This is a genomic window from Cryobacterium sp. AP27, assembly GCF_056680495.1.
Window position 1 is genome coordinate 254,394 of the sequence record NZ_CM155285.1, and the last position, 24,525, is coordinate 278,918.

Below are 24,525 nucleotides of genomic sequence, written 5' to 3' on the forward strand. Positions count from 1 at the left end.
ACTCAGCACGCGCAGTGACCCTCGTCGGCCGGCGCGTTCGCCGGAACATCGAGCACGGGGCTGCGGTCGAAGAATCCCTCGGGCCGGAGCTTGAACCCCGCCGTGTCGACCGGCATGATCGGCCAATCCTCGACGCGGGGATAGTGCGTGAGGCCGAACGTGTGCCACACGACGATGTCCTGGCCGTCGATGTCCCTGTCCTGCTTCATGTACTCCGGCAGTCCGGCCCCACCGGCGTGCTGGTTGACGAAATCACCGGTGGGGTAGCGCTCCGTCTCGGCGAAGCGGGTGACCCACAGGTCCTTCGTGGCGAACGCGGCACGCCTGGCCACCGAGGAGTCCGGGTCTGCGAGCAGAGTCGGCTGTCCCTCGGGGTAGAGCTTGTAGCCGACGGCTTCGCCCAAACGGTTGAGGCTGTTCGGGTTGGAGATGAGCCAGGTGCGCCCGCTGCGCATGTCCGCCTCGCGGACGGCGTCGGATTCCCGCGCCAGCAGGGTGCGTTTGCGCGAGAACGCGTTTCCGCGTTCGTTTCCCGCGCCCATGGGCACACGCACGGCTTCCTCTTCTTCGACCCGGTTGCCCGGCCCGTCGACGCACATGTCGAGCCGGGCGCTGAACAGATGCTGGTGGAAGGGCGCGCCGAGGCCCGGGGCCAATTCGGAGGCGTACGGGTAGCCCTTTCCCGGGTACGCGCTCGTGAACACGACGCCGGTGGCCTTCGCCTCGAACTCGATCGTGCCGTCGAGGTACAGGTACCAGTAGAAGCCGTAGTCGTAGTTGCCCACCGTGGTGAAGAAGGAAATCACCAGGCGGCGATTACGCCTCGTGTAGTCGATGCCGCTCCACAGATCGGTGTGCTTGGCCAGGATGCCCCAGTCCTCTTCGTGCATGCAGATGCCGTTGCGGATCTCCCGCGGGTTTCCGAAGCCGTCGGTGATCACCGGGCTCAGATAAGTGATGTCTCCGAGGCAATCGCAGCCGAGTTCGAGCGAGTTGGCGTACTGGCCGACCAGGTACTCGCCGGTGTCGAAGTAGTTCTGCCAGGATCGCACCGGCGCCGGGTCGCCGTAGGGGACGACCATTTCGGCGATGGAGGCGCGACGGATGATCGGGCGCCGCACCCCGGCGTCGTCGAAACCGATGTTGTGCAGCACGACACCTTCGCGCACGTCAAAGCCCACGTCGAGGCTCCACTTCTCCCACTCGATGTGGTTGCCCCCCGTCACCGAGAAGCTCGGGCCCTCCGGCTGCGTGATGCTGATGGGTTTGAGGGTGTCCCGCAGCGGCCCGGTGAGTGTGGGGTCTGTGTAGTTGCCGTGCTCGGCCGGGATGGGGATGACGCCGTAGTCAATGACCTGGTCGACGGTCTTGCCGACGACGTCGACGTAGGCCACCAGGCCGTCGACCGGATGCGCCCAGGCGCTGTCCTCGGGAAAATTTTGTACGAAGGCGAGACCGCGAAGAATGCGCCGCCCCTTCTCCTCCGGGTACTCGAAGACGCCGGCGGACAGCGGGGCGACCCGCACGGTTGCCACATCGAGGTCTCGGGCGGCCAACGCCGCGAGCCAGCGCTCGTCCTGGGAGAGTAGCTCTTCGACGCTCCCGAATTCCTCCTCAAGGACCGGCAGCTCGCCGGTCGTCGACGTGTCGAGGGACACGATGGATTCCACGGTTTCGTGGGTCGCGGACACGGTGACGTCCGTCGGTGCGGTGCCGGAGAGGTCGTGCAGGAAGACTCGAAAGCGGCGGTCGGCCGTGAGGTTCTCTGCACCGCGCGGGGGGTCGAGGAGCCCGAGGTACGCGACCCGGATGCTGTCGCCGAGCAGGCCCGCCTCGGAGAGCACCGTTCGGACCTGGAGGACCTCGGCGGCCGTTGGGAGCGCGTACGCTCCCGCCGCGGTCGTCGTGGGGGGAGTGACAAGGGATGCGGAGGTCATGGGTACCCTTTCCGGGCTGTCGTAGGCCGAATTCACGTATTTTTCTATGGTTGTAGAAGAATAGGCCTCAGTAAGCTCTGAAGGCAAGCATTCATTTGCCTGGACCGTCGGCGGACAGCCGCAGAAAGGACACCATGCCGAAGGTTGTCAACCACGACCAGCGCCGCACCGCACTGGTCGAAGCTACCTGGCGCATCATCGCCCGGCACGGTATCGAGGGCACCACCATGCGTCAGATTGCGACGGAGGCCGGATTCGCCAATGGCGCGCTCAAACCGTACTTCCCCACCAAAGACGACCTGCTCTCGTCCGCCTTCGGTCATGTCTTCGCCCAGACCAGCCAACGGATGCTCGAAGCCACGGCGGGCACGACCGGCCTCGTCGCCCTGCGCGCCTATTGCCACGAGATCCTCCCACTCGACGACACCCGCATCAACGAGGCGCGGATCGTCATCCCGTTCTGGCAGCGGGCGCTCACGGACCCGGCCAAGGCAAACCTGCATGACGGCGCGATGCTGGAGTGGCGTCGGGCGCTGCAAACGTGTCTCACGCAGGCGCGGGAGGCCGGGGAAGTCCACACCGTGGTAGCGGATGACGACATCGTCGGGCATCTGATGACGGTCGTGCTCGGGGCACAGATCACGGCTTTGCTCACCCCGGCCGAACATTCGCCGGAGCGGCTGATCAACCAGCTGGACGGCTACCTGAAACTGTTGGCCTCGGGCGACTGACGGCCATCCTTTTTTTCGACGCGTGTTGAAAATAAGTGACAATCGCCGCGATCGCGACTATGTTGCTGTCAATGCGTGTCTGCAGACCGGCAAAGGAGCTCCCGTGAAAATGGCGATCGAATCCGCCACCATCGGTGGAGACTTCGAGCCTGTGCGCACCGCCCAAGCCGACACGTTTGCGCACTGGCGTACGCTGGTCTCCGACTCCTTCGTGCCGCTTGACGTGCGTTCGGAAGCCGAGGACTTCAGCGGCACTCTCCGCGCGAGGGTGCTCGACGAGCTGTCGATCGTGGAGGTGACGGCAACCGGCCACCAGGTGCTGCGCACGCCGGCACTGATCGCCCGGTCCCAGCGGCAGTACTTCAAACTCAACCTGCAATTGTCCGGTCACGGCATCCTGGTGCAGGACAACCGGGAGGCGACGCTGCGCCCCGGTGACATCGCCGTGTACGACACGAATCGGCCGTACACCCTCGCCTTCGAGCAGGATTTTCGCACGCTCGTGCTCATGTTTCCCCACGATGCGCTCGACCTCCCGGTCGATTCCGTCGCCCAGCTCACCGCCGTTCGGATGGCCGGCGACGTGGGTCTCGGGCGGATGATCAGCCCGTTCATGGTGCAACTCGTCGAGAATCTCGAGGCGCTGTCCGGCGCGACCGGCCACCGGCTGGCGTACAACGCCGTCGACCTGATCGCCACGATGTTCGAGAACGAACTCAGCATTCGCCGCCAACCGGTGCCGGGCACCCACGCCGACATGCTCGCCGGCATCCGCAAATACATCGAAGCCGAGCTGGGGGACCCGGAGCTGTCTCCGGCCGGTATCGCGGCAGCGCACTTCATTTCCACGCGGCACCTGCACAGCGTGTTCCATGAGGCGGACACCACGGTGTCGAGCTGGATCCGGCGCCGGAGACTGGAGCGCTGCCGCCGCGACCTACGCGACCCGATCCTGGCCGACCGCTCCGTCGGGGCCATTGCGGCACGGTGGGGCTTCCTGGACGCCGCTCACTTCAGTCGCATATTTCGGGCGGCTTTCGGCGAACCGCCCACCTCCTACCGGCGCGGATAACCCGGTCCCCGACGTGAGGCTTCGCTCTACGTCAAGTTTCGTTCCCGCAACGCCAAGTGCGTGACGGGATTTTCTACCAGAGTCTAAGTACTGGTTCCCGTGTCCGGGAGCCGCTCAACGAGGAGCACCCATGACAAACACCCGCACCACGCCACCGTCCGAATCATCAACGTCCCTGCGCACCGGGCGCCTGGGCGTCATCGGTATTGTCTTCTTCGTGGTTGCCGCCGCGGCCCCGCTCGTGGGCATGACCGGCGCCGTCCCCGTCGCGATCGTTCTCGGCAACGGTGCCGGTGCCCCCGGCGCCTATCTCGCCGTCGGCCTGACGCTTCTGCTCTTCAGTGTGGGCTATGCCGCCATGAGCCAGCGCGTCACCAACGCCGGCGCATTCTTCGCCTACATCGGCCGCGGGCTCGGCAAGCACCTCGGCAGCGCCTCGGCCTTTGTGTCGATCCTCGCGTACCTGGCCATTCAGCTGGCCATCTACGGCTTCTTCGGGGGGCTGCTCTCCGCCCAGGTCGGGCTGCTCCCCTGGTGGGCGTGGACGCTCCTGGCCTGGGGCGTCGTCACCCTGCTCTCCCTGCTCAGCGTGGATGTCGGGGCCAAGGTGCTCGGACTGCTCATGCTGCTCGAACTTGCCGCACTGATCGTCACGGCGGTCGCGATCCTCATCGACGGGGGCCCGGAAGGACTCAACTTCGCGGCATCCTTCAGCCCGGGCGCGATCATCGCCGGTGGGCTCGCGGGCTCGGCGGGTATCGCATTCGCGTTCGCCTTCGCATCGTTCATCGGCTTCGAGGCCACGGCCATCTACGGCGAGGAATCGAAGGATCCGAAGACGGTCGTGCCGCGGGCGACCTACCTTGCTGTCGGCGTGATCACAGTTCTGTTCGCCCTGACGGCGTTCGCCATGGTCACCGGGCTCGGTGCCTCCACCGTGGTGGAGAGAACGGTCGAGATGTCGAGTCTCGACGGAGCTCCGCTGGCCGATCCGGCCGCTGTGCTGTTCGGCCTCGCGACCCAGTACGTGGGCCCGTGGATGGCGACAATCATGAGCATCCTCGTGTTGTCGAGCCTGTTCGCCGGGCTGCTGGCCTTCCAGAACGCCGCCGGCCGGTATCTCTTCGCCCTCGGCCGCGGCGGGGCGTTGCCTCGGCCGCTCAGCCGCGTCAACAAGCGCGGGGCGCCCAGTGCGGCATCGCTCGTGACCTCGGCCTTCACCGGCCTGGTCATCCTCACGTTCGCGATCTTCCAGCTTGACCCGGTGCTCAACCTCTTCTACTGGTTCAGCGGGCTCGCCGTGGTCGCCATCGTGCTGATTGAGATCCTGGTCTGCATCGCGGTCATCGTCTACTTCCGCCGCAATCGGGGATCGGAAAACCTGTTCCAGACCGTGATCGCGCCGGTTCTGGCCGCGTCGGGACTCCTCATCGGCGAGTACCTGTTGATGAGTCGCTTCGGGCTGCTCGCCGGCACCGTCGCCGAGGGTGTCGACCCGACCGTGACACCGTGGGGGCTGAGCCCGATGGGCCTGGTGCTCGTGAGCCTGCCGTTCGTTCTTCTGGCGGTGGGGTATCTCTGGTCGGCACTGTCCAAAAGCGAGAACGAGACGCTGGTCAAGGACGTCCTGTCGTGACACTTCGATAGGTGTGGGTACACAGAAGCGGGGCCGGTCCAGGTGGACCGACCCCGCTTCTGTGGTGCTACTCGCCGCGCAGGATCGAGAAGATGCGCAGCAGCTCCACGTAGAGCCACACGACGGTCAGCACGATGCCGAACGCAGCGGACCAGCCGTACTTGCTGGGAGCACGATTGTTGACGCCCTTCTGCACGAAGTCGAAATCGAGCACGAGGGAGTACGCGGCCAGCACAACGGCGAGCAGGCCGATGATGATTCCAAAGGTTCCGCCGCGCAGGCCGAACTGTCCGCCGACACCAGCCATGGTGAGGAAGAAGTTGATCAGCGAGAACGCGGCATAGCCGACCATGGCGATCGTGAAGATCTTCGTGACCTTCTTCGACGCGCGAATCTTGCCGCTGCGGAACAGTGCCAGGGTCACCCCGACGACCACGAGGGTGGCCAGCACCGCCTGGGTGACAACGCCGTCGTACTGGGTGTTCAGCACGACCGAGATGCCGCCGACGAAGAGCCCCTGGGCTCCGGCGAACGCGAGGATCAGGCCCGGCGAGGGCTCCTTCTTGAACGTGTTGACCAGCCCGAGAACGAGCCCGGCGATGGCGCCGGGGATCAGCAGGATGGGGATCATCCAGCCCACGGCCGCCGCGACGATGAGCACGGCGAAGGCGATGCCCGTCTTGCGGATCGTGTCTTCGTAAGTCATCCGGTCGGTGTTCTGCGAACCAGCCGACGGCTGGTCGTACATCGTCTGCAGGTCGTTATCGGAAAGAGCCTTCGACGACGCCAGTGCGCCCGGAGCGCCGAACGCGGCGTTGCGGGAGAAAGCGGGGTTGGAGGATGCCATGGGGTACGGACTCGCAATCAGCTGTGGTGTAGGGGGCGCCCAGGAATGAGCTTGCATCCAACCTATCCGAACCGGCATGGAAAGTGCTGGGGACCAGCGGCTTAGCCGGTGGCCGCGCGCAGTTCGGTGCGAGCGCACAACCACTTCTGAAGCCACGCGGACAGCCACGCTCCGGCGATGGTGGCGATGGTGCACACGAAGAGTGCCAGCAGATTCTGGTCATACTGTGCCAGCTCCGTCTTCACGCCCAGACTCGCCGCGACCGGCAGCAGAAGGGTGACGTACGTGGCCGGCGCGCGGCGGCGCACGAGAAGCCAGCCGGCGAGCAGAACCGTGAAGGCCCCCACAAATTCCAGGCCGCCCAGCAGGACCAGGCCGGCGAGCAGGCAGGGGAGCAGCACAAGCAGACGACGCCATAGCGAGCCGGGCAGCAGCATCCATCCGATTCCCTGCACGAGCGGGCCGATGGCCAGGAACCACAGGCCGTAGGTGCTGGACAGGCTGGTGGCTCCCACACCCGCGAATACGAGCACCAGTCCCGTCGACAGTCGCGCGGGCGAGCGTCGCCACCCGTGCGGCAGAGCGAGCGCAGGGTCTGTCCAAGTGGTCACACATCGATTCTGGCAGGTGGCGGCTAGCCTTGATGCATGCACACGTTGGTCATCGGACACCGCGGGGCCAGCGGTCACCGCCCCGAGCACACTCGGGCGGCCTACGACCTCGCGTTCAAGCTCGGTGCCGACGCGGTCGAACCCGACATCGTCGCGACCCTCGACGGCGTTCTCGTCGTGCGGCACGAGAACGAGATTTCCGGCACCACGGATGTCGCTGACCGGCCTGAATTCGCCGGCCGCCGTACCGAGAAACTCATCGACGGCACCCGCCTCACCGGCTGGTTCACCGAAGACTTCACCTGGGAGGAACTGTCGACGCTGCGCACCCGCGAACGCATGCCGAACACCCGGCGCAGCAATGCGAGCTTCGACGGGGAACAGCCGATTCTGCGCTTGAGTGACCTGTTCGCGCTGGTCGACGACGCGGCCGACCGCGTACTGCGATCCCTCGCCGTCGTGGCGGAGATCAAGCACGCCACCTATTTCGGCTCGATCGGGCTTCCGCTCGATGAGTTGTTCGCCGCCGAGGTCGAGGCCGCCGGCTGGAACGACGGCCGGCTGGTGACCGAGAGCTTCGAGGTCGACGTGTTGACCCGACTGGCCGAGCGCGGCATCCAGGGCGATCGTATCTTTCTGCTGGAAAACGAGGGTCAGCCGCACGACGAGATCGCCCGCCACGGCGACTCAGCCACGCCCTATGCCGAGTACCTCACCCCCGCCGGCCTGGCCGGCCTTCGGGAGACGGTGCACGGCGTGAGCGTGCACAAGTCCCTCATCTTGAACTCGGATGCCGATGGGCAGGTCTCCGGCGCCACGACCCTCGTCGATGAGGTGCACGCGGCGGGGCTCCGGGCGTTCTGCTGGACGCTGCGCCCCGAGAACCGGTTTCTGGCTCGGGGCTCGCGGCGTGGCGCGCACGGCGCGCACTGGGGCGACTGGCAGCAGGAATTTCGCACGATTCTGGGCAGCGGAATCGACGGAGTCTTCGCGGATCACCCCGACCTCGCGGTGCATGTTCGCGACACGCTCGCGTGACCGGCGCGGTCGTTCCCGGGCCGGTTGGTCGGCCGGCGTCTGTCTGCCCCGGCTCCCCGGTGCGTGTCGGAGCCATCGCCTAGAATTGACTCTGACATGACGACGCCTTCCTCCCGCCCCACACCTTCGTCCACGCCGATCATCGTGGGTGCCCCCGGTCACCCCGCGCTGGGCGGTGCGACCGGTTCGGAACGCACGAGCCCGCTGCTCGACGGGCTCAACCCCGAACAGCGTGAGGCCGTGGAGTACCGAGGCCAGGCACTGCTCATCATCGCGGGCGCCGGCTCGGGCAAGACGAGCGTGCTCACCCGCCGGGTGGCGAGCCTGCTCGAAACCCGGGACGCGTGGCCGAGCCAGATCCTCGCCATCACCTTCACCAATAAGGCCGCCGCCGAAATGCGCGAACGGGTGCACTCCATCCTCGGTCAGGGTTCGGAGGGCATGTGGATCTCCACGTTCCACTCCTCGTGCGTGCGCATCCTCCGCCGCGAAGCCGAAAGCGTTGGGCTCTCCAAGACCTTCAGCATCTACGACTCCGCCGACAGCAAGGTCACTCTCAAGCGCATCATCAAATCGCTCGGCGCCGATACTCTCGGTTTCACGCCCGGCAACGTGTCGGCGAAGATCTCCAAGTTCAAGAACGAGTTGGCGGATGCCGACTCGTACGCCCGCAACGCCAACATGAGCGACCCGCAAGAGGTCATGTTCGTAGAGATTTTTCGCCAGTACGCGAGCCGGTTGCGCGCCGCGAGCGCCCTCGACTTCGACGACCTCATCGGTGAGACGGTGTACCTGTTCCGCGCGTTCCCCAAGGTCGCCGCGCTCTACCGGCGCCGATTCCGGCACCTGCTGGTCGACGAGTACCAGGACACCAACCACGCCCAGTACGCGCTCATCCGTGAACTCACCCGCCCCGTCGCGCCTGAGCTCGCGGAGGAAATGGACCGAGACGGCGTGCATGTGCGCGGCCTGCGCGACGCCACCGGCGCGATTCCCGGCGCCTCGCTCACCGTCGTGGGCGACTCCGACCAGTCCATTTACGCCTTCCGCGGCGCGGACACCCGCAACATCAGCGGCTTCGAACAGGATTTCCCGGGCGCGAGGGTCATTCTGCTCGAGCAGAACTACCGCTCCACCCAGAACATCCTGAGCGCGGCGAACGCCGTCATCGGCCACAACTTCGACCGCAAGGAGAAGAAGCTGTGGAGCGCGGGCGGCGACGGCGAGAAGATCACCGGCTTCACCGCGTACTCCGGGCACGACGAGGCACAGTTCGTCTCGGACGAGATTGAGGCGCTGCACTCGGCCGGTATGGCCTACCGCGACATGGCCGTGTTCTACCGCACGAACGCGCAGACCCGCGCCCTCGAAGAAATCCTGGTGCGGTCGGCCACTCCGTACCGGGTGGTCGGCGGCACCAAATTCTACGAGCGGGCCGAAATCAAAGACGCCCTCGCGTACCTCATCTCGGTCGCCAACCCGGTCGACGAATTGGCCCTGCGCCGCATCCTCAACACCCCCAAGCGCGGCATCGGCCCGGCCACCGAGACAGCGATCTCAAGCTTCGCCGATGACAATGGCCTCACGTTCCGGCAGGCCATGCGCAACTGCAGTGCCCTCGGGCTCGGCCCCAAGGTGACGGGCGCCATCCTCGCGCTGTCCGAACTGCTCGACTCCGCCGCGCTCACTCTCGACCCGGAGAACCCGGCCGGCTCGTCGAATGTGTCGGAGGTGCTCGAGCTTCTGCTGGAGGGCAGCGGACTGCTGTCGGTGCTGCGCCAGAGCCGCGACCCGCAAGACGAGGCTCGCGCCGAGAACATTGAGGAACTCGTCGCGCAGACCAAGGACTTCAACAAGGACAACCCCGACGGCGGCCTCGTCGACTTTCTCACCCAGGTGTCGCTCGTGGCTGCCGCCGATGACCTCGATGACGTCTCGGGCACGGTGTCGCTTATGACCCTGCACACGGCGAAGGGCCTCGAATACGACGCCGTGTTCCTCACCGGGGTCGAGGAGGGGCTGCTGCCGCACCAGATGTCCGCCAACGAACCCGGCGGTCCCGCCGAGGAACGTCGACTCTTCTACGTGGGCATCACCCGCGCCCGCAAGCGCCTCTACCTTTCCCTCGCCATGACGCGAGCGCAGTTCGGCGACATCAACGTGGCGATGCCGAGCCGTTACCTGCAGGAGATACCGGCCGACCTCATCGACTGGAAACAGTCACCGGGCATGGCGAACAGCCGCGGTGGCACGCAGCCGCGCGCCCTCAACGCCCGCCGCGACGGCTTCGGCGGCGGATTCGGCGGCCGCAGCAAGGACCAGGCCGGGCTTCCGCCGGCGCCGCCCAAACCGAAGACCGCATGGGCCAACACCATAACCGGAACCGTGCGCGACAACGGAAGCCTCGAGCTTGTGGAGGGCGACCGCATCCGCCATCACGATTTCGGCGAAGGACTGGTGAACCAAGTGACCGGTGAAGGCACCAAACGCATCGCCCACGTGCACTTCGACACTTCGGGGGCGAAGAAGCTGCTGATCAAGATCGCGCCCATCGAGAAAATTTAGCGGTGCATCTCCCGGTCATTCCCGGCCCGGGCGAATCCGCCCACCGCCGAACCCCGGAGACCCTCGCCCAGTGGGCCCGGTCACTGCGCGCCTTTCACTTTGAGGTGGCGTCGCGGGCGGCGCTCGCCGTATCCCTGCCGCTGGTCGTGCTGTTGCTCACCGACCACCTTGACTGGGCCGCATACGCGGCGTTCGGTGCCATGACCTCACTCTTCGGCCGTAACGAACCGTACCGGGTACGCATGCGCACGGTCACCGTGGCGGCGCTGCTCATGCTGCTGTTCATCACGTTCGGCCTCGTGCTCGCGGTCGTGCAGGCCCCGCTGCTCGTGCTCACGTTGGGTCTTGTGGCTGTTCTGACAGCGAGCATCGTCGTGGCGTCGGCCGCCGGTCTCTTCCCGGCCACGCCGGTGTTCTTCGTCTTCGGCTACGCCGTCGTCGCGCAGCTGCCCACCCCCGGCGACGAGTTCTGGCCGCGGTTCCTGGTTGCGGTCGGCGCCGCCACCTTTGCCTGGGGGCTCACAATGTCGGGGTGGTTGCTGCGCCGCCTGGCGGGTGAACGATCCGACGCCCTGTTCAAGAGCTTGTTGCACGGCGCGCTCGTGCGTCCCACCGCGTACCGGGAACGTACGGTATGGCTCTCGGTCGCGCAGAACGTGGCGGGTGCCCTGCTCGCCGGCGGCCTGGCCCTGGTGGCCGGCATCGGGCATCCGTATTGGGCGGTGGTGAGCGTCGTGGCCGTGCTGCCGCCGCCGGGTGCCGCCCACTCGGTGTCGCGCGCGTTCCACCGCATCATCGGGACCGCGCTTGGAGTCGTGATCGCCGGGCTCGTGTTGCTTCCCGGTCCGTCGGTGATTGTTCTCATCGCCGTGATCGCCGTCGGCCAGTTCGGGGCCGAAATGCTCATCGGGCGCCACTACGGTGCCGCGTTGCTGTTCGTCACGCCGCTCGCGCTCAGCGTGGTGCACCTCGCGAGCCCGGTGCCGGTGCTCGCGCTGCTCGTGGACCGGGTGGTCGAGACCACGCTCGGCGGCGGGCTTGCCCTCGTAATCGTGCTGCTCGCGCAGGCAGCCACCCGCCGCAAACGGCAGCCCTCGTAGGCCAGCACGCCGCCACCGGCGCTCTGCGGCAACCCCCTTGTCGGGTGTGAACAGCCGGGGTAGCGTGGCCCGCGCAAGGCCGGTTTTCGGCTAGAGGAGGTATGACCATGAGCGACAGCGATGAATTCTGGAACGACGACGATCGTGTCGTTGAAGACATCGGCGCGGCGGTCGATGACCTCGACTTCGGCGTCGCCGAAACCGACGACGAGGGCTTCGACGCCGACGCGCGTGAGGTAGGCCTCGCGCCCGACGACGAGTATTAACGGCGCCTCCCGGGGTTGAACCGGGCCGCGTCAATTCGCAGGGTGCTCACAGGCTATCGATAGCCCGTCCATTGCTGACGGTTCGATGCTCTACCTATGAACATCGACACCCGAACGTACCGCGCCTCCGGCGCACGGGCGCGTCCGGTGCACCCGGCATACCCCAGGCGGATGCGCCAGGCCGACCGGCTCCAGGTCGTCAGTATTACCTCGGTCGCCGTCGTCATCGCGATCTTCCTCTCCGACGGAGGCGCCGCACGGTTCGCGACCGCCGCCGACTCTTTCACGTCCCTGGGAATTCTCGCCGGGCTGGTCGGCACAGACCTGCTGCTGATCATGCTGGTCCTGGCTGCGCGCCTCCCCCCGATCGACCGCGCGTTCGGGCACGACCGAGCAATGGCCCTGCACCAGTCGCTCGGCAAGCCGGCGCTGTTCCTGATCCTCGCCCACGCGGGCCTGCTGGTCACCGGGTACGCCCTACTTGAAAACATCAATGTGTTCGCCGAAACGTGGAGCATGCTGACAACCCTGCCGGACATGCCGCTCGCGTTCGTCGGCGTCGGGCTCCTGATTCTGGTGGTGGGGACCAGTCTCGTGGTTGTGCGCCGCAAGTTTCGGTACGAGGCCTGGCACGCCGTGCACCTGCTGGCATACGCCGCGGTGCTCGTGGCCATTCCGCACCAGCTGAGCGTGGGGGCGCTGTTGGCCGGTGGCACCATCGCGCACTACTACTGGCTCGCGCTCTACCTGGCCGTCGCCGGCTCGATCGTGTTGTTCCGCGTCGTGCTGCCGGTCTGGCGCTCGCTGCGGCATGGGCTGACCGTCGATCGCATCGACCACGTCGCGCCGGGCGTCGTGTCGCTCAGTCTCACCGGGCGCCGCCTGGACCAACTGCGTGCGACGTCGGGTCAGTTCTTCATCTGGCGGTTCTGGTCCCGGGGTTTGTGGTGGCAGGCACATCCGTTTTCGCTGTCGGCGGCACCCAACGGTCGATCGCTGCGCATCACCGTGCGCGCACTCGGCGACGCCTCGGCCGAACTGCCCGGGCTGCGCCGGGGAGTCAGGGTCAGCTTTGAAGGCCCGTACGGGCTCTTCACCGAGAGCGCCCGCACCTCGCCTCGTGTGGTGCTGATTGCGGCCGGCATCGGGGTCGCGCCGATCCGGTCGCTGTTGGAGACGGTGTCGTTCGCCCCGGGCGACGCGACGGTGATCCTGCGGTCCCATCAGGTCGGCGACACCTACCTGGTGGACGAAATGACCGACCTGTGCCGGGTGCGCGGGGCGCAGCTGCGCATCATTGCCGGCTCACGGGCCCCGGGCAGCAGCGACTGGCTTCCCGCCGACGCGGCGCGGGCCGGGAAAATTACGCCGCACCCATTCTGCGCTCCGAAGTACTCTCGGCCCAGTCAGCGAACGTGCACAGCGTCAGCGGCGCGACCTACACGAGCAGCGGCTACCTGCAGTCGCTGCAGTCGGCCCTGGACGTGGCCGGGATCTAGGCGAGGGGCTCACTCGGGGCCGAGCAGGCGGTGGACGGGGTCGAGCGTGGTCAGCAGGCGACCACAGATGTCGCTGAGTTGCGCGACCTGGCGGGCGTTGAGCGCGTCGAAAACGACGGTGCGCACCTCCTCGACGTGCCCCGGCGCGCTGGCGACGACCTTCGCCCAACCCGTGTCCGTGAGCGTGGCGACGGAGGCGCGCGCATCCCTTTTCGAGGCGCACCGTGTGAGGAATCCCTGCTGTTCGAGGCGGGCCAGCACGTGTGACAGACGGGAGAGCGAAGCGTTCGTTCGCGACGCGAGCTCCGTGAGAGGCAGCGACCTGGCCGCGTTCTCGGAGATCATGGCGAGCACGTAGTACTCGAAGTGGCTCAGGCCCGCGTCTCGCTTGAGTTCGGCCTCCAAACGGTTGGGCAACAGCATGGTCACCGCGATCAGGCGCAACCATGCCGTTCGTTCGTCGTCGTTCAGCCAACGCGGTTCGGCAACGCTCTCATCGGACATGACAACAATCTACCATTTAACTTGACGTTTCAACTAAAGAGTCTGAGGTTTTGGTTGTTGTTTCAAGTATTTGGAGACGAAATCACCAGGGAGACCATCACACTCACGCAGCGGTGGCAAAAATACAAAAACGTACCGACGGAACGTGTGGTATACCTGAGTTCTGGGGGTAGACCATGAGTTCAGATTCGTCCGTAGATGAGGCCCGAGTCAGCCAGCTCGAGCACGAGAACGCGATTCTGCGATCCGAGCTGCGCGGGGTGACCAGGGCGCTCTCTGTGGCCGCCGGGCTCCTCATGAAAGCACGGGCCGCACGCGACACGTAGTTCACGCGCTCGGTCCCGCACGACGCCATGGCCGGGGCACCCGGTGCGCCTATGGAGCTTCGTTCGTTCAGAAGCGGTCGTCAGGCCGCACGGGAGCGGCGAATGAGGGCGGCGACCGCGCGTGCGCCCAGGAGGAAGACGCCGAGCACGATCGTGGTGACGATAGCGAAGCTCACCTGCACGCCCTGGCCGCTCAGAACCCGTAGCAGCAGACCGAAGACGACCGTCGCCGCCCAGATGCCGAGGCCGGTGAAGCGGATGCGGTGCGGGCTCCGCCACGCGCGCAGGAGCAGCCATCCGAGAACCAGACCGGCGAGGAACGGCCAATACGTGATGAGGGTGCCGAGCACGCCCTCGTTGTGGCTCGCACGTCCGATGAGAACGAACGCCAGGACGAGCAGGGCGTCGACAAGGAAGAATGCGGTGGCGCGGCGGGTGAGCATCTTTTCAGCCTAATCGGGTCAGACTGTCCCGCCGATGAGCGTGCCGATCAGGTAGGTCACCGCGAGGGCCAACAGCCCGCCGATGACGATGCGGGCGATGGCGCGGGGCTTCGGGCTGTTGCCGAGGAACGCGCTGAGCCAGCCCGTGATCACCAGGGCAACGAGCACGGCCAGGAACGTTGCACCGATGCGGAGCTCGGGAGGCGGGAGCAGGACGGCCAGGAGCGGCAGCGCCGCACCGATGGTGAATGCGATCGCCGAGGCGAAGGCCGCGTGCCAGGGATTCGAGACGTCTTCGGCGTCGATGTGCAGCTCGACCTCAAGGTGGGCGGCGAGGGCGTCGTGCTGAGTCAGCTCGACCGCGACCTGCTCTGCGGTCTGTGCCGACAGGCCCTTGGCCTGGTAGAACCCGGCCAGTTCGGCGAGTTCCTCCTCCGGCTGGTTCTCGAGCTCCCAGGTCTCCTTGGCGATGAGGGCGCGTTCCGAGTCCCGTTGACTGCTCACCGAGACGTACTCGCCGAGCGCCATCGAAATTGCCCCGGCGAGCAGGCTCGCAACGCCGGCGACGAGAATGACGCCGGAATCGGTCGTCGCGGCAGCGACACCCACCACGAGCGCGGCCACCGACACGATGCCGTCATTCGCCCCCAGGACACCGGCACGAAGCCAGTTCAGACGCGACGCCAAGCCGGCGGCATGGGGTTCCACTCCTTGATGCACATTCGTCATAGCACCAGATAAGCACTCCGCCGTGGCGCGGTCCAGCAAGGTGTGGCTAGCCTTTCACATGCCGCTCGCGGCATTCCCTCGCGGCGGACCGCTTGGGTGTGGGACTTGACCCCCGAGACGCGATAGAGTTTCAGATGGTCGGTATGTCTTGATGTCGAGCTAATTTGCGACGGGCTGCTGTCACCAACAACCTCAACACCAGCGTGATTGCTGAGACGCGGATTGGAAGAGCAGCGTGGATCTTTACGAATACCAAGCAAGAGACCTCTTTGAGGAATACGGTGTGCCGGTTCTGCCGGGCATCATTGCGGACACCCCCGCAGAAGTGCGCGCGGCGGCCGAGAAGCTGGGCGGCGTTGTCGTCGTCAAGGCGCAGGTCAAGGTTGGCGGCCGCGGCAAGGCCGGCGGCGTCAAGGTTGCCAAGACCCCCGACGATGCCGAGGCCGCTGGCCGCGACATCCTGGGGCTCGACATCAAGGGCCACACCGTCGGCCGCGTCATGGTCGCCGGCGGAGCCCGCATTAAGCAGGAGTTCTACTTCTCCGTGCTGCTCGACCGATCGAACCGGTCCTACCTCTCGCTCGCCAGCTACGAGGGCGGTGTGGAGATCGAAGTCCTCGCCGTTGAGAAGCCGGAGGCGCTCGCTTACACGGCGGTCGACCCCGCGGTCGGTATCGACCTGGCCGTCGCGACGCAGATCGCCATTGACGCCAAGTTCCCCGCCGAGCTCGTTGACAAGGTCGCACCGGTCTTCGTCAAGCTCTACGACGTGTTCACCGGCGAAGACGCGACGCTGGTCGAGGTCAACCCCCTGGTCCTGACCGAAGAGGGCGATATTATCGCGCTGGACGGCAAGGTCACCATCGACGAGAACGCTGATTTCCGTCACCCCAAGCACGCGCTGCTCGAAGACGCTGCGGCCGCCGACCCGCTCGAGGCCAAGGCCAAGCTCGCGGGACTGAACTACGTGAAGCTCGACGGCGAAGTGGGCATCATCGGAAACGGTGCTGGCCTGGTCATGTCGACGCTCGATGTTGTCGCCTACGCCGGCGAGAACTTCGGCAACGTCAAGCCGGCCAACTTTCTGGACATCGGAGGCGGAGCGTCTGCCGAGGTCATGGCCGCCGGGCTCGACGTCATCCTGGGCGACGCCCAGGTGAAGTCGGTCTTCGTCAACGTGTTCGGTGGCATCACCGCGTGTGACGCCGTCGCCAAGGGCATCGTGGGCGCGCTCGCCGAGCTCGGCACCTCCGCCAACAAGCCCCTCGTGGTTCGCCTCGACGGCAACAATGTTGACGAAGGCCGGCGCATCCTGGCCGAAGCGAACCACCCGCTCGTAACATTGGCCGCCACCATGGACGAGGGCGCCGCCAAGGCAGCCGAACTCGCCAACGCCGCGAAGTAAGGAACGCAAAGAATGTCAATCTTCCTCAACAAAGACTCCAAAGTCATCGTTCAGGGCATCACCGGAGGTGAGGGCACCAAGCACACCGCCCTCATGCTCAAGGCCGGTACCCAGGTCGTCGGTGGCGTCAACGCGCGTAAGGCCGGCACGACGGTGCTGCACGGCGATGTCGAGCTGCCCGTGTTCGGCACGGTCGCCGAGGCCGTCACCGCGACGGGTGCCGATGTTTCGATCATCTTCGTACCGCCGGTGTTCACCAAGAACGCCGTCATCGAAGCAATCGACGCCGAAATTCCCCTGCTCGTGATCATCACCGAGGGCGTACCCGTTCAGGACTCCGCCGAGTTCTGGGCCTACGCCAAGGCCAAGGGCAACAAGACCCGCATCATCGGGCCGAACTGCCCCGGCATCATCACGCCCGGCGAAGCTCTTGTCGGCATCACCCCCGCGAACATCACCGGGAAGGGGCCGGTCGGCCTCGTCTCGAAGTCGGGCACCCTGACGTACCAGATGATGTACGAACTGCGCGACCTGGGTTTCTCCACCGCGATCGGCATCGGTGGCGACCCGATCATCGGCACCACTCACATCGACGCCCTTGAGGCGTTCGAGGCGGACCCCGACACCCTCGCGATCGTCATGATCGGCGAAATCGGTGGAGACGCCGAAGAGAAGGCCGCCGAGTACATCAAGGCGCACGTCACGAAGCCGGTCATCGGCTACGTCGCCGGCTTCACGGCCCCCGAAGGCAAGACCATGGGCCACGCCGGCGCCATCGTCTCCGACGGAGCCGGAACCGCGCAGGGCAAGAAGGAGGCCCTCGAGGCCGCCGGAGTCAAGGTCGGCAAGACGCCGAGCGAGGCCGCGACCCTGCTGCGCGAGGCACTCGCCGCGCTCAAGGTTTCCGCGTAACACAGCACACTCAGGCAGGGCCCGTCGCATGAGCGGCGGGCCCTGCCTCGTTCGTGGCCGTGAGTGACCGCCGCGACACGCCGCGCCGGAGACAGTGGGGCGAAAGGACGAGGCGGGGATGAACGGTAGGCTCGAAATCCGGATGAACCGTACAACTACTGCCCTGCTCGCTGCGCTCGAAGCGCTGCTCGTCGTCGCCATCGGCGTGGGCATCGCCCTCGTGCCACTGACCGTGCTGTGGGCTGCCCATTTTGGGCTCGCGGTGGAATGGTTCGTGTTCTGGCGGGCCGCCGTCGACATCTGGCTGCTCGGCAACGGTGTGGACCTCACCGTGCAACTCGGTCCCGACCTGATCGCATCCTTCGGCCTCCCGGGAGCGGATGCCCCCTTCATGCTCACCCTGGCCCCGCTTGGATTCGCTGTGGTCACCGTGCTGCTGGGCGTACTCACCGGTCGTCGCGCGGCCGAGACCCCGCACCGCTGGACCGGAGTCATTTCCGCCGTGCTCGTCTACGGCGTCATGGCCACGATCGCCACCTTCTCCGCCGCGGGCGGCACGGTTATGCCTGCCACGGTTCAGGGGATGGTCCTTCCCACGCTCGTGTACGCCGCGGGAGTGCTGTTCGGGGCGGAGCGAGCCCGCCTCCGCGGCTACCGCGTGGCCTGGGCCGCCGTGCGTGAGGACACCGCGCGGGGAACGAACACCGCGACCGGCGCCCCGAGCGCCGACCGCCTCGATCCGCTGAGCCGCGGCATCCGCGAGCGTTACCGGCGACTGCAGCAGAGCACCCGCGCCGTCATATCGGGGGCGCTGCGTGGGGGAGCGGCGGCCGGCGCCGGAATCATCGCGGTGGCGGCCCTCACGTTCTTCGTGCTGCTGGTGATGAACTACGCCACGATCGTCGGACTCTACGAGGCGATTCAGGCCGGGATCGTCGGCGGCGCCACCATCACGCTCGCCCAACTCGCCTTCATCCCCAACTTCGTCATCTGGACCATGGCCTGGCTCGTGGGGCCGGGAATCGCCGTCGGTGTGGGATCCACCGTGTCGCCGGCCGGCACCCTGATCGGGCCGGTCCCCGGCCTGCCGATTCTGGGCGTGCTCCCGCAGGGGACGCTCGCCTGGGGATTCCTCGGATTGCTCGTTCCGGTTCTGATCGGCTTCGTGTTCGCGGTGATTGTGCGACAGCGACTCGACAGCTCGGCCATGCCCGCGCGGAGTACCCTGCAGCATGTGCTCAGTGGGCTCGGAATGGGCGTCGTCGCCGGTCTCATCCTCGGAATTCTCGCCTGGTGGTCCGCGGGATCGCTCGGCCCCGGACGCCTGTCCGACGTCGGGCCGAACCCGCTGCTCGTCGGCGCCCTCGCGGCCGTCGAGATCGGTGTCGCCGCGGCCCTCGGCATGCTCGCGGGCGGCCGGATGCGCGTCCCTCGGGCCCGCGTGCCGCGCATTCCGCGGCCGCGGCTGCGCCGGAAAGGCCGCGCCTAGCGCCCACCCGAGGCGGCGGAGCCCGGGAGGAACCGCACCCCGCCCGCCGAAACGGTAAGCTCGACCCTGTGCTTTCTTTGGTCGTATTGATCTCCGGCGCGGGATCCAACCTTCGTTCCCTACTCGAGGCGTCAGAAGACGCCGAGTACCCCGCGAGGATCGTGGCCATCGGCGCCGATCGTGACGCCGACGGGCTGGCCCTCGGGGAGGAATTCGGCATCCCCACCTTCTCCGTGCCATTCACGTCGTTCACCGACCGTGCGGCTTGGGGAGATGAACTGCTCGCCCAGATCGGGCAGTGGGACGCCGACCTCGTGGTGCTGAGCGGACTGATGCGGCTGCTGCCGCCACGCGTGGTCGCCGCGCTCTCCCCGAACCTGATCAACACGCATCCGGCCTACCTCCCCGAGTTTCCCGGAGCGCACGGCGTGCGTGACGCCCTGGCGGCCGGAGTGCCCGAAACGGGCGCGAGCATCATTGTGGTTGACAACGGTGTCGACGACGGACCGATCATCGCGCAGGAACGCGTGCCGGTTCACCCCCAGGACAGCGAAACTTCCCTGCACGATCGCATCAAAATCGTCGAGCGGCGCCTGCTGGTGCAGACGGTGCTCGATATCGCCAACGGACACGTCAACCTCAAGGAGCACTCCAACGCATGAGCGGTCACACCAACACCGGCCAGAGCACCGACGCGGCAGCCGCCGCGAGCCTGTACCGCGAACGAGACCTCATCAAGGTGCAGCGGGCGCTCATCTCCGTGAGTGACAAGACGGGCCTGCTCGAACTCGCCGCCACACTCGTCGCCTCCGGCGTCGAGATCGTCTCGACCGGCTCAACCGCCGCCACGATTCGCGAGGCCGGACACCCCGTCACCGACGTGTCCGCCGTCACCGGTTTCCCCGAATCCCTCGATGGACGCGTGAAGACCCTGCACCCTGGCGTACACGCCGGAATCCTCGCCGACCTCCGCCTCGAATCGCACGAGGCCCAGCTCAACGACCTCGGAATCGCCGCATTCCAGCTCGTTGTCGTGAACCTGTACCCGTTCGTGGAGACCGTCGAGTCGGGCGCCAAACCCGCCGACGTGATCGAGCAGATCGACATCGGCGGGCCCGCTCTGGTGCGCGCCGCCGCCAAGAACCACGCCAACGTGGCCATCGTCGTCGACCCCGCCAACTACGGCGAGCTCATCACCGCGATCGAAGCCGGCGGCTCGACGCTGCCCCTGCGCCAGAAGCTCGCCTCCCTCGCCTTCGAGCACACCGCCGACTACGACCTGAGCGTTTCCGCCTGGTTCACCGACAACGTCTATGACCAGTGGCAGGACGACACCGACTTTCTCGGCGGAGAGCCGCTCGAGGACGACATTTCCGAGGAACCCGAAGACGGCGCCATCCTCGACTCGCCGTTCCCCGACGGCATCCTCATCGAGGCAGAGCGCGACTCCATCCTCCGCTACGGCGAGAACGCGCACCAGGCCGCGGCCCTGTACGTGGGTGAGGGTGGCCGGGGCATCGCCCAGGCCCTGCAGCTGCACGGCAAGGAGATGTCGTACAACAACTATGTCGACGCGGATGCCGCGGTGCGCGCCGCCTACGACTTCACCGAGCCGGCCGTGGCCATCGTGAAGCATTCCAACCCCTGCGGCATTGCCGTCGCCGGCGCGAAAACGCCCGAGTCGATCGCCTCCGCGCACCGCCGCGCACACGACTGCGACCCGATGAGTGCCTTCGGCGGCGTCATCGCCGCCAACCGTCCGGTGACCCTGGCCATGGCCGAAACGGTCAGCGGCATCTTCACCGAGGTTCTCGTGGCTCCCGGGTTCGAGCCGGAGGCCCTCACCGTGCTCACGGCCAAGAAGAACATCCGCCTGCTGGAGCTGCCCGCCGACTACGAGCGGTCCTCGCTCGAGCTGCGTCAGATCTCGGGCGGACTCCTCGTGCAGGAGACCGACACGTTCGACGACTTCAGCTCCGCCGGCTGGACGCTCGTGGCCGGCCCCGAGGTGGATGCCGCCACCCGCGCCGATCTGGAATTCGCGTGGAAGGCCTGCCGCGCCGTGAAGTCGAACGCGATCCTGCTCGCGCACGGCGGAGCATCCGTGGGCGTGGGCATGGGCCAGGTGAACCGGGTGGATTCCTGCCACCTCGCCGTGAGCCGTGCCGCGGACCGCGCCGCTGGTTCGGTTGCCGCGTCCGACGCGTTCTTCCCCTTCGCCGACGGCCTGCAGGTGCTGCTCGACGCCGGCGTCACCGCCGTCGTGCAGCCCGGGGGATCGGTTCGCGATGAGGAGGTCATCACCGCGGCCACCGCGGCCGGCGTGTCGATGTACTTCACGGGAGAGCGTCACTTCTTCCACTAGGACTCGCGCGGGGTCCTTTCGCCCGGCGACGGGCGGAGTTAGTCTTGTCGTTGCGCCCAACACACCTGGGCGCAATGACAACCGGCCCACAAGGCCAGGTCCCAAGGAGAACTACAGATGACACTCACGCACCCCTCGCCGTCCCTGGACGCGCTGGCCGCGATTCCGTTCACCCATGAGCGTGTGCTCATCACCACCGGAACCCGCTCCGGCCTTGTGATCACCGTCGCCGTGCACTCCACCACGCTGGGCCCGGCCCTCGGTGGCGCGCGCATGTGGCAGTACCCCGACTGGACCGACGCCGTCGCCGACGCGCTGCGCCTCTCGAAGGCCATGACGCTCAAGAACGCCGCTGCCGGCCTCAACCTCGGCGGCGGCAAGTCCGTCATTCACCTCCCGCTGGGGGTCGTGTTGACCGACGCCGAGAAGCGCGACGCGATGCTCGACCTCGGCGACGCCATTGAAAGCCTCGGCGGCGTGTACATGACCGCCGAAGACGTGGGAACAAGCGCCGATCTCATGGCCATCGTGCAGGAGCGCACCGACCACGTCCGCGGCCTGCCCGCCTCGAGCGGCGGCGTCGGCGAACCCGCCGACGCGACCGCTGCGGGCGTCTACGCGAGCATTCTCGCGACCCTCGACGCCCTCTACGGCAGCCGCGACGTCGCCGGCCGCCACCTTGTCATCTCCGGCCTCGGCCAGGTCGGTGGCCGCCTCGCGACTGCCCTCGCCGCCGCGGGCGCCACCCTCACGGTCACCGACATCAACCCCGGCAAGCGGGAACTGGCCGACGAGCTCGGCGCCGAGTGGGTTCCCGTCGCCGGAGCCCACCGCGTGCAGGCCGACCTGTTCGTGCCCTGCGGTCTCGGCGGAGTGCTCACCTCCACGGTGATCGGCGAGCTCAACGTGCTCGGCGTCGTCGGCGCGGCCAACAACCAGTTGGAAAGTCCGGAAGGCGCGGCCGAACTCGACGCCCGCGGCATCCTCTGGGCCCCCGACTTCGTCGTCAACGCCGGCGGTGTCGTGTACCTCGCCATGGCCAGCGAACCGGATGCCGATCTCAAGAGCATCACCACGAGGGTTGACGCGATTGCCGACGTCGTGACGCAGATTTTCACGGATGCGCACGAGCAGTCCATCACCACCCTCGCCGCCGCCGAACTGCTGGCCTCCGCCCGCCTCGACGCCGCCAACTAGCCCCGCCCGTCCGGGCCGTGCGTTTCCGCGCCTTCGCGTGCGCGGCGTGTTCCTAGTTCAGGAGATCCGCACCGGGGGCATCCGCCCGGCCGCGTCGTTCCGCCGCGGCCGGGCGCCGGCGCCGCCGATCTCCTGAACTGGCAACGGTCGCGAGGAATGGCCAGGCAAACGCCCAGGCGCCTGCGGCGGCGAGCCCGTAGGCTGGCCACGACGAGGAGGTCGTATGCACAATCGTGAACACCTGGTACGGGCGCTGTGGACTCTGTTCGAGCCCATTCACGCCGTCACCTATTTCTCCCCCCAGGCCAGGGACCACTTCGCCGGTGTCGGGCTCACCCGCTACTGGGATGGCTACTTCGCCGGCCGCGCGGCGCCGCTGGGACCGATCACGGCCGCTCCGGTCACCGCCATGTTCAGCGGATTCGCCCCGGCCCTCGTCGAACGCGCGCTGCCCGCGGCCTGGTCGATCGCGTCGGTCGAGCGGGTGCTGGAGGCGCGTTCTCTCGGCGCCGCCCAGACCCTCCGCGACATGATGCCCGACGAACTCCTCGTCACGAATGCCGCGTCGATGCTCACCCGCATCATCGACGGAGTCGACACCGTCGGGCGTCCGCTCGCGGCTGCCAACCGCGCACTCCCGGAGGAGGCCGACCCGTACCGTCAGCTGTGGCAGACCGCCGCGACACTCCGCGAGCACCGCGGTGACGGGCATGTGCTCGCGCTCGTCTCCGAGAACATCGCCGGACTGTCCACCATCGTGCTGCGCAGCTCCCTCGACCTCGACCTCGCCACGATGAAGCGCGCGCGCGGCTGGAGCGAGGAACAGTGGGGAGCCTGCACGGAGGACCTGCGCGAGCGCGGGCTTCTCACCGCGCACGGCGTCGCGAGTCCGCTCGGCATTGCCGCGTTGAATCGGGCGGAGGATCTCACCAACCGCCTGGCCCTGGCGCCGTGGAAACACCTCGACGACGCGGCCGTGGCCGATGTCGCCCGCGTGCTCGCGCCCATCGCGCTCGCCTGCGGGTCGATTTTTCCGTTCCCGAACCCGATCGGCATGCCGCAGCCCTGGGACCCGGACCGGGATCCCCAGGCCTCCGCCATTCCCGTCGCGCCCGCCTGAGTCGGGCGCCCGGCGCGGTTACTCGCGCAGTTCGGCGGGGACGACGGCGTCGGGCACCGGCGCCCGCCCGCGGCTCTTGCGGTTGGCCAGCGCCGCCTTGCTCAGCTCGGTGAGGATCGGGATGCCGGAGAGCAGAATGATCCCGATGATGAAGTACTCGGAGTAGGCGGCGACGAACTCGATCTGGCCGAGGAAATAACCCACGAGGGTGAGCCCGACGCCCCACGCGAACGCCCCGATCACGTTGAATGTGACAAACGTGCGGTAGCGCATGCGGCCCACGCCGGCCGCGACCGGAACGAAGGCGCGGAAGACGGGGAGGAAGCGCGCCATGATGATGGCCTTACCGCCGTGCTTCTCGAAGAAGGCGTTGGTGCGCTCCACGTTCTTGGGGTTGAAGAACCGGTTCTGCTCGCGGGAGAACACAGCGGGGCCGGCCTTGCGCCCGATGTAGTAGGCGAGCTGGTCGCCGGCGAAGGCGGCGACGAACACGACGATGCCGGTGACCCAGATCGGGAACGGTACCGCACCGGTGGCGGTGAGCAGGCCAACGGTGAAGAGCAGGGAGTCCCCGGGCATGAACGACAGCACGATGAAGCCTGTCTCGACGAAAATCACTGCGGCAACACCGATCAGAACGAACGATCCGAACCAGCCGATGAGCCACTCGGAGTCGAGAAACGTGATGCCAAAAAGCATGGGATGCATGAAGGTCCTTCCGTTGAGCCGGCCG

Annotated in this window: 22 protein-coding genes and 1 pseudogene; 16 read left to right on the forward strand and 7 right to left on the reverse strand. The window is 67.0% G+C overall.

Annotated elements, in window-relative coordinates:
• Positions 1-2: 2 nt before the first annotated feature.
• Entirely contained in the window at positions 3-1,937 is a 1,935-nt protein-coding gene (locus AC1MB9_RS01290) for a primary-amine oxidase (RefSeq protein ID WP_479963239.1), read from the reverse strand.
• A 134-nt stretch (positions 1,938-2,071) separates the two neighbouring features.
• Here AC1MB9_RS01290 and AC1MB9_RS01295 point away from each other — a divergent pair, with 134 nt between their 5' ends.
• The 3 genes from AC1MB9_RS01295 (at position 2,072) to AC1MB9_RS01305 (ending at position 5,376) form a co-directional block, all read left to right on the forward strand.
• The gene (locus AC1MB9_RS01295) at positions 2,072-2,668 is read left to right on the forward strand and encodes a TetR/AcrR family transcriptional regulator (protein ID WP_479963240.1); all 597 of its coding nucleotides are present in this window, start codon (positions 2,072-2,074) and stop codon (positions 2,666-2,668) included.
• A 109-nt stretch (positions 2,669-2,777) separates the two neighbouring features.
• A complete protein-coding gene (locus tag AC1MB9_RS01300) occupies positions 2,778-3,740 on the forward strand; it encodes an AraC-like ligand-binding domain-containing protein (RefSeq protein WP_479963241.1) in 963 nt (320 codons plus the stop codon).
• Positions 3,741-3,870: 130 nt separating this feature from the next.
• On the forward strand, positions 3,871-5,376 hold the full coding sequence (locus tag AC1MB9_RS01305) for an APC family permease (protein ID WP_479963242.1): 1,506 nt from the start codon (positions 3,871-3,873) through the stop codon (positions 5,374-5,376).
• A gap of 67 nt (positions 5,377-5,443) precedes the next feature.
• Here the strand turns inward: AC1MB9_RS01305 and AC1MB9_RS01310 are convergent, their stop codons facing one another.
• Together AC1MB9_RS01310 and AC1MB9_RS01315 are read right to left on the reverse strand one after the other, a co-directional pair.
• Entirely contained in the window at positions 5,444-6,223 is a 780-nt protein-coding gene (locus AC1MB9_RS01310; RefSeq protein ID WP_479963243.1) for a Bax inhibitor-1/YccA family protein, read from the reverse strand.
• A 101-nt stretch (positions 6,224-6,324) separates the two neighbouring features.
• On the reverse strand, positions 6,325-6,834 hold the full coding sequence (locus tag AC1MB9_RS01315; protein WP_479963244.1) for a hypothetical protein: 510 nt from the start codon (positions 6,832-6,834) through the stop codon (positions 6,325-6,327).
• A gap of 36 nt (positions 6,835-6,870) precedes the next feature.
• On the opposite strand from AC1MB9_RS01315, the gene AC1MB9_RS01320 reads away from it, so the two are divergent.
• The 5 genes from AC1MB9_RS01320 (at position 6,871) to AC1MB9_RS01340 (ending at position 13,660) form a co-directional block, all read left to right on the forward strand.
• Positions 6,871-7,872, forward strand: a complete 1,002-nt coding sequence (locus tag AC1MB9_RS01320) for a glycerophosphodiester phosphodiesterase family protein (RefSeq protein ID WP_479963245.1) — start codon at positions 6,871-6,873, stop codon at positions 7,870-7,872.
• A 96-nt stretch (positions 7,873-7,968) separates the two neighbouring features.
• Complete coding sequence (locus AC1MB9_RS01325; RefSeq protein WP_479963246.1) at positions 7,969-10,437, forward strand: ATP-dependent helicase; 2,469 nt, start codon at positions 7,969-7,971, stop codon at positions 10,435-10,437.
• Positions 10,438-10,439: 2 nt separating this feature from the next.
• Positions 10,440-11,537: an FUSC family protein gene (locus AC1MB9_RS01330; protein WP_479963247.1), complete on the forward strand. Its 1,098-nt coding sequence runs from the start codon at positions 10,440-10,442 to the stop codon at positions 11,535-11,537.
• A 107-nt stretch (positions 11,538-11,644) separates the two neighbouring features.
• The gene (locus AC1MB9_RS01335; protein WP_479963248.1) at positions 11,645-11,803 is read left to right on the forward strand and encodes a hypothetical protein; all 159 of its coding nucleotides are present in this window, start codon (positions 11,645-11,647) and stop codon (positions 11,801-11,803) included.
• Positions 11,804-11,899: 96 nt separating this feature from the next.
• The gene (locus tag AC1MB9_RS01340) at positions 11,900-13,660 is read left to right on the forward strand and encodes a ferredoxin reductase family protein (RefSeq protein ID WP_479963249.1); all 1,761 of its coding nucleotides are present in this window, start codon (positions 11,900-11,902) and stop codon (positions 13,658-13,660) included.
• On the opposite strand, the pseudogene AC1MB9_RS01345 reads toward AC1MB9_RS01340, so the two are convergent.
• Positions 13,558-13,806: pseudogene (locus tag AC1MB9_RS01345) on the reverse strand (MarR family transcriptional regulator); the annotation flags it as partial. The gene AC1MB9_RS01340 and the pseudogene AC1MB9_RS01345 overlap by 103 nt on opposite strands.
• Before the next feature lie 176 nt (positions 13,807-13,982).
• Here AC1MB9_RS01345 and AC1MB9_RS01350 point away from each other — a divergent pair.
• On the forward strand, positions 13,983-14,132 hold the full coding sequence (locus tag AC1MB9_RS01350) for a hypothetical protein (RefSeq protein WP_479963250.1): 150 nt from the start codon (positions 13,983-13,985) through the stop codon (positions 14,130-14,132).
• A gap of 80 nt (positions 14,133-14,212) precedes the next feature.
• On the opposite strand, the gene AC1MB9_RS01355 is transcribed toward AC1MB9_RS01350, so the two are convergent.
• Both AC1MB9_RS01355 and AC1MB9_RS01360 read right to left on the reverse strand, forming a co-directional pair.
• The gene (locus AC1MB9_RS01355; RefSeq protein WP_479963251.1) at positions 14,213-14,575 is read right to left on the reverse strand and encodes a DUF3054 domain-containing protein; all 363 of its coding nucleotides are present in this window, start codon (positions 14,573-14,575) and stop codon (positions 14,213-14,215) included.
• Between the two features lie 18 nt (positions 14,576-14,593).
• Complete coding sequence (locus AC1MB9_RS01360) at positions 14,594-15,304, reverse strand: VIT1/CCC1 transporter family protein (RefSeq protein ID WP_479963252.1); 711 nt, start codon at positions 15,302-15,304, stop codon at positions 14,594-14,596.
• Between the two features lie 235 nt (positions 15,305-15,539).
• On the opposite strand from AC1MB9_RS01360, the gene sucC reads away from it, so the two are divergent.
• The 7 genes from sucC to AC1MB9_RS01395 all read left to right on the forward strand — a co-directional run bounded on the left by sucC (position 15,540) and on the right by AC1MB9_RS01395 (position 23,792).
• Positions 15,540-16,709 carry an ADP-forming succinate--CoA ligase subunit beta gene (gene sucC, locus AC1MB9_RS01365; protein ID WP_479963253.1) on the forward strand — a complete coding sequence of 390 codons (1,170 nt, stop codon included), beginning with the start codon at positions 15,540-15,542 and terminating at the stop codon, positions 16,707-16,709.
• A 12-nt stretch (positions 16,710-16,721) separates the two neighbouring features.
• Positions 16,722-17,621 (forward strand): succinate--CoA ligase subunit alpha, encoded by a 900-nt coding sequence (gene sucD, locus AC1MB9_RS01370; protein WP_479963254.1) that lies wholly within the window; start codon positions 16,722-16,724, stop codon positions 17,619-17,621.
• A 142-nt stretch (positions 17,622-17,763) separates the two neighbouring features.
• Positions 17,764-19,110: a cell division protein PerM gene (locus AC1MB9_RS01375; RefSeq protein ID WP_479963255.1), complete on the forward strand. Its 1,347-nt coding sequence runs from the start codon at positions 17,764-17,766 to the stop codon at positions 19,108-19,110.
• 68 nt (positions 19,111-19,178) lie between these two features.
• Positions 19,179-19,772: a phosphoribosylglycinamide formyltransferase gene (purN, locus tag AC1MB9_RS01380; protein WP_479963256.1), complete on the forward strand. Its 594-nt coding sequence runs from the start codon at positions 19,179-19,181 to the stop codon at positions 19,770-19,772.
• Complete coding sequence (gene purH / locus AC1MB9_RS01385) at positions 19,769-21,475, forward strand: bifunctional phosphoribosylaminoimidazolecarboxamide formyltransferase/IMP cyclohydrolase (RefSeq protein ID WP_479963257.1); 1,707 nt, start codon at positions 19,769-19,771, stop codon at positions 21,473-21,475. Before purN ends, purH begins: the two co-directional genes overlap by 4 nt.
• A 117-nt stretch (positions 21,476-21,592) precedes the next feature.
• The gene (locus AC1MB9_RS01390; RefSeq protein ID WP_479963258.1) at positions 21,593-22,672 is read left to right on the forward strand and encodes a Glu/Leu/Phe/Val dehydrogenase dimerization domain-containing protein; all 1,080 of its coding nucleotides are present in this window, start codon (positions 21,593-21,595) and stop codon (positions 22,670-22,672) included.
• 223 nt (positions 22,673-22,895) lie between these two features.
• A complete protein-coding gene (locus tag AC1MB9_RS01395) occupies positions 22,896-23,792 on the forward strand; it encodes an SCO6745 family protein (protein WP_479963259.1) in 897 nt (298 codons plus the stop codon).
• An 18-nt stretch (positions 23,793-23,810) separates the two neighbouring features.
• Here the strand turns inward: AC1MB9_RS01395 and AC1MB9_RS01400 are convergent, their stop codons facing one another.
• Positions 23,811-24,500 (reverse strand): DedA family protein, encoded by a 690-nt coding sequence (locus tag AC1MB9_RS01400; RefSeq protein ID WP_479963260.1) that lies wholly within the window; start codon positions 24,498-24,500, stop codon positions 23,811-23,813.
• Between the last annotated feature and the right edge of the window lie 25 nt (positions 24,501-24,525).

Excerpts from the sequence above, each read along its gene's own strand:
- AC1MB9_RS01395 (WP_479963259.1), top strand. The coding sequence starts at position 22,896 with ATGCACAATCGTGAACACCTGGTACGGGCGCTGTGGACTCTGTTCGAG.
- AC1MB9_RS01325 (WP_479963246.1), top strand. The coding sequence starts at position 7,969 with ATGACGACGCCTTCCTCCCGCCCCACACCTTCGTCCACGCCGATCATC.
- AC1MB9_RS01305 (WP_479963242.1), top strand. The coding sequence starts at position 3,871 with ATGACAAACACCCGCACCACGCCACCGTCCGAATCATCAACGTCCCTG.
- AC1MB9_RS01375 (WP_479963255.1), top strand. The coding sequence starts at position 17,764 with ATGAACCGTACAACTACTGCCCTGCTCGCTGCGCTCGAAGCGCTGCTC.
- AC1MB9_RS01295 (WP_479963240.1), top strand. The coding sequence starts at position 2,072 with ATGCCGAAGGTTGTCAACCACGACCAGCGCCGCACCGCACTGGTCGAA.
- AC1MB9_RS01390 (WP_479963258.1), top strand. The coding sequence starts at position 21,593 with ATGACACTCACGCACCCCTCGCCGTCCCTGGACGCGCTGGCCGCGATT.
- AC1MB9_RS01310 (WP_479963243.1), bottom strand. The coding sequence starts at position 6,223 with ATGGCATCCTCCAACCCCGCTTTCTCCCGCAACGCCGCGTTCGGCGCT.
- AC1MB9_RS01290 (WP_479963239.1), bottom strand. The coding sequence starts at position 1,937 with ATGACCTCCGCATCCCTTGTCACTCCCCCCACGACGACCGCGGCGGGA.
- purH (WP_479963257.1), top strand. The coding sequence starts at position 19,769 with ATGAGCGGTCACACCAACACCGGCCAGAGCACCGACGCGGCAGCCGCC.
- AC1MB9_RS01355 (WP_479963251.1), bottom strand. The coding sequence starts at position 14,575 with ATGCTCACCCGCCGCGCCACCGCATTCTTCCTTGTCGACGCCCTGCTC.
- AC1MB9_RS01335 (WP_479963248.1), top strand. The coding sequence starts at position 11,645 with ATGAGCGACAGCGATGAATTCTGGAACGACGACGATCGTGTCGTTGAA.
- AC1MB9_RS01350 (WP_479963250.1), top strand. The coding sequence starts at position 13,983 with ATGAGTTCAGATTCGTCCGTAGATGAGGCCCGAGTCAGCCAGCTCGAG.
- sucD (WP_479963254.1), top strand. The coding sequence starts at position 16,722 with ATGTCAATCTTCCTCAACAAAGACTCCAAAGTCATCGTTCAGGGCATC.
- AC1MB9_RS01360 (WP_479963252.1), bottom strand. The coding sequence starts at position 15,304 with ATGACGAATGTGCATCAAGGAGTGGAACCCCATGCCGCCGGCTTGGCG.
- AC1MB9_RS01320 (WP_479963245.1), top strand. The coding sequence starts at position 6,871 with ATGCACACGTTGGTCATCGGACACCGCGGGGCCAGCGGTCACCGCCCC.
- AC1MB9_RS01400 (WP_479963260.1), bottom strand. The coding sequence starts at position 24,500 with ATGCATCCCATGCTTTTTGGCATCACGTTTCTCGACTCCGAGTGGCTC.
- AC1MB9_RS01300 (WP_479963241.1), top strand. The coding sequence starts at position 2,778 with ATGGCGATCGAATCCGCCACCATCGGTGGAGACTTCGAGCCTGTGCGC.
- AC1MB9_RS01340 (WP_479963249.1), top strand. The coding sequence starts at position 11,900 with ATGAACATCGACACCCGAACGTACCGCGCCTCCGGCGCACGGGCGCGT.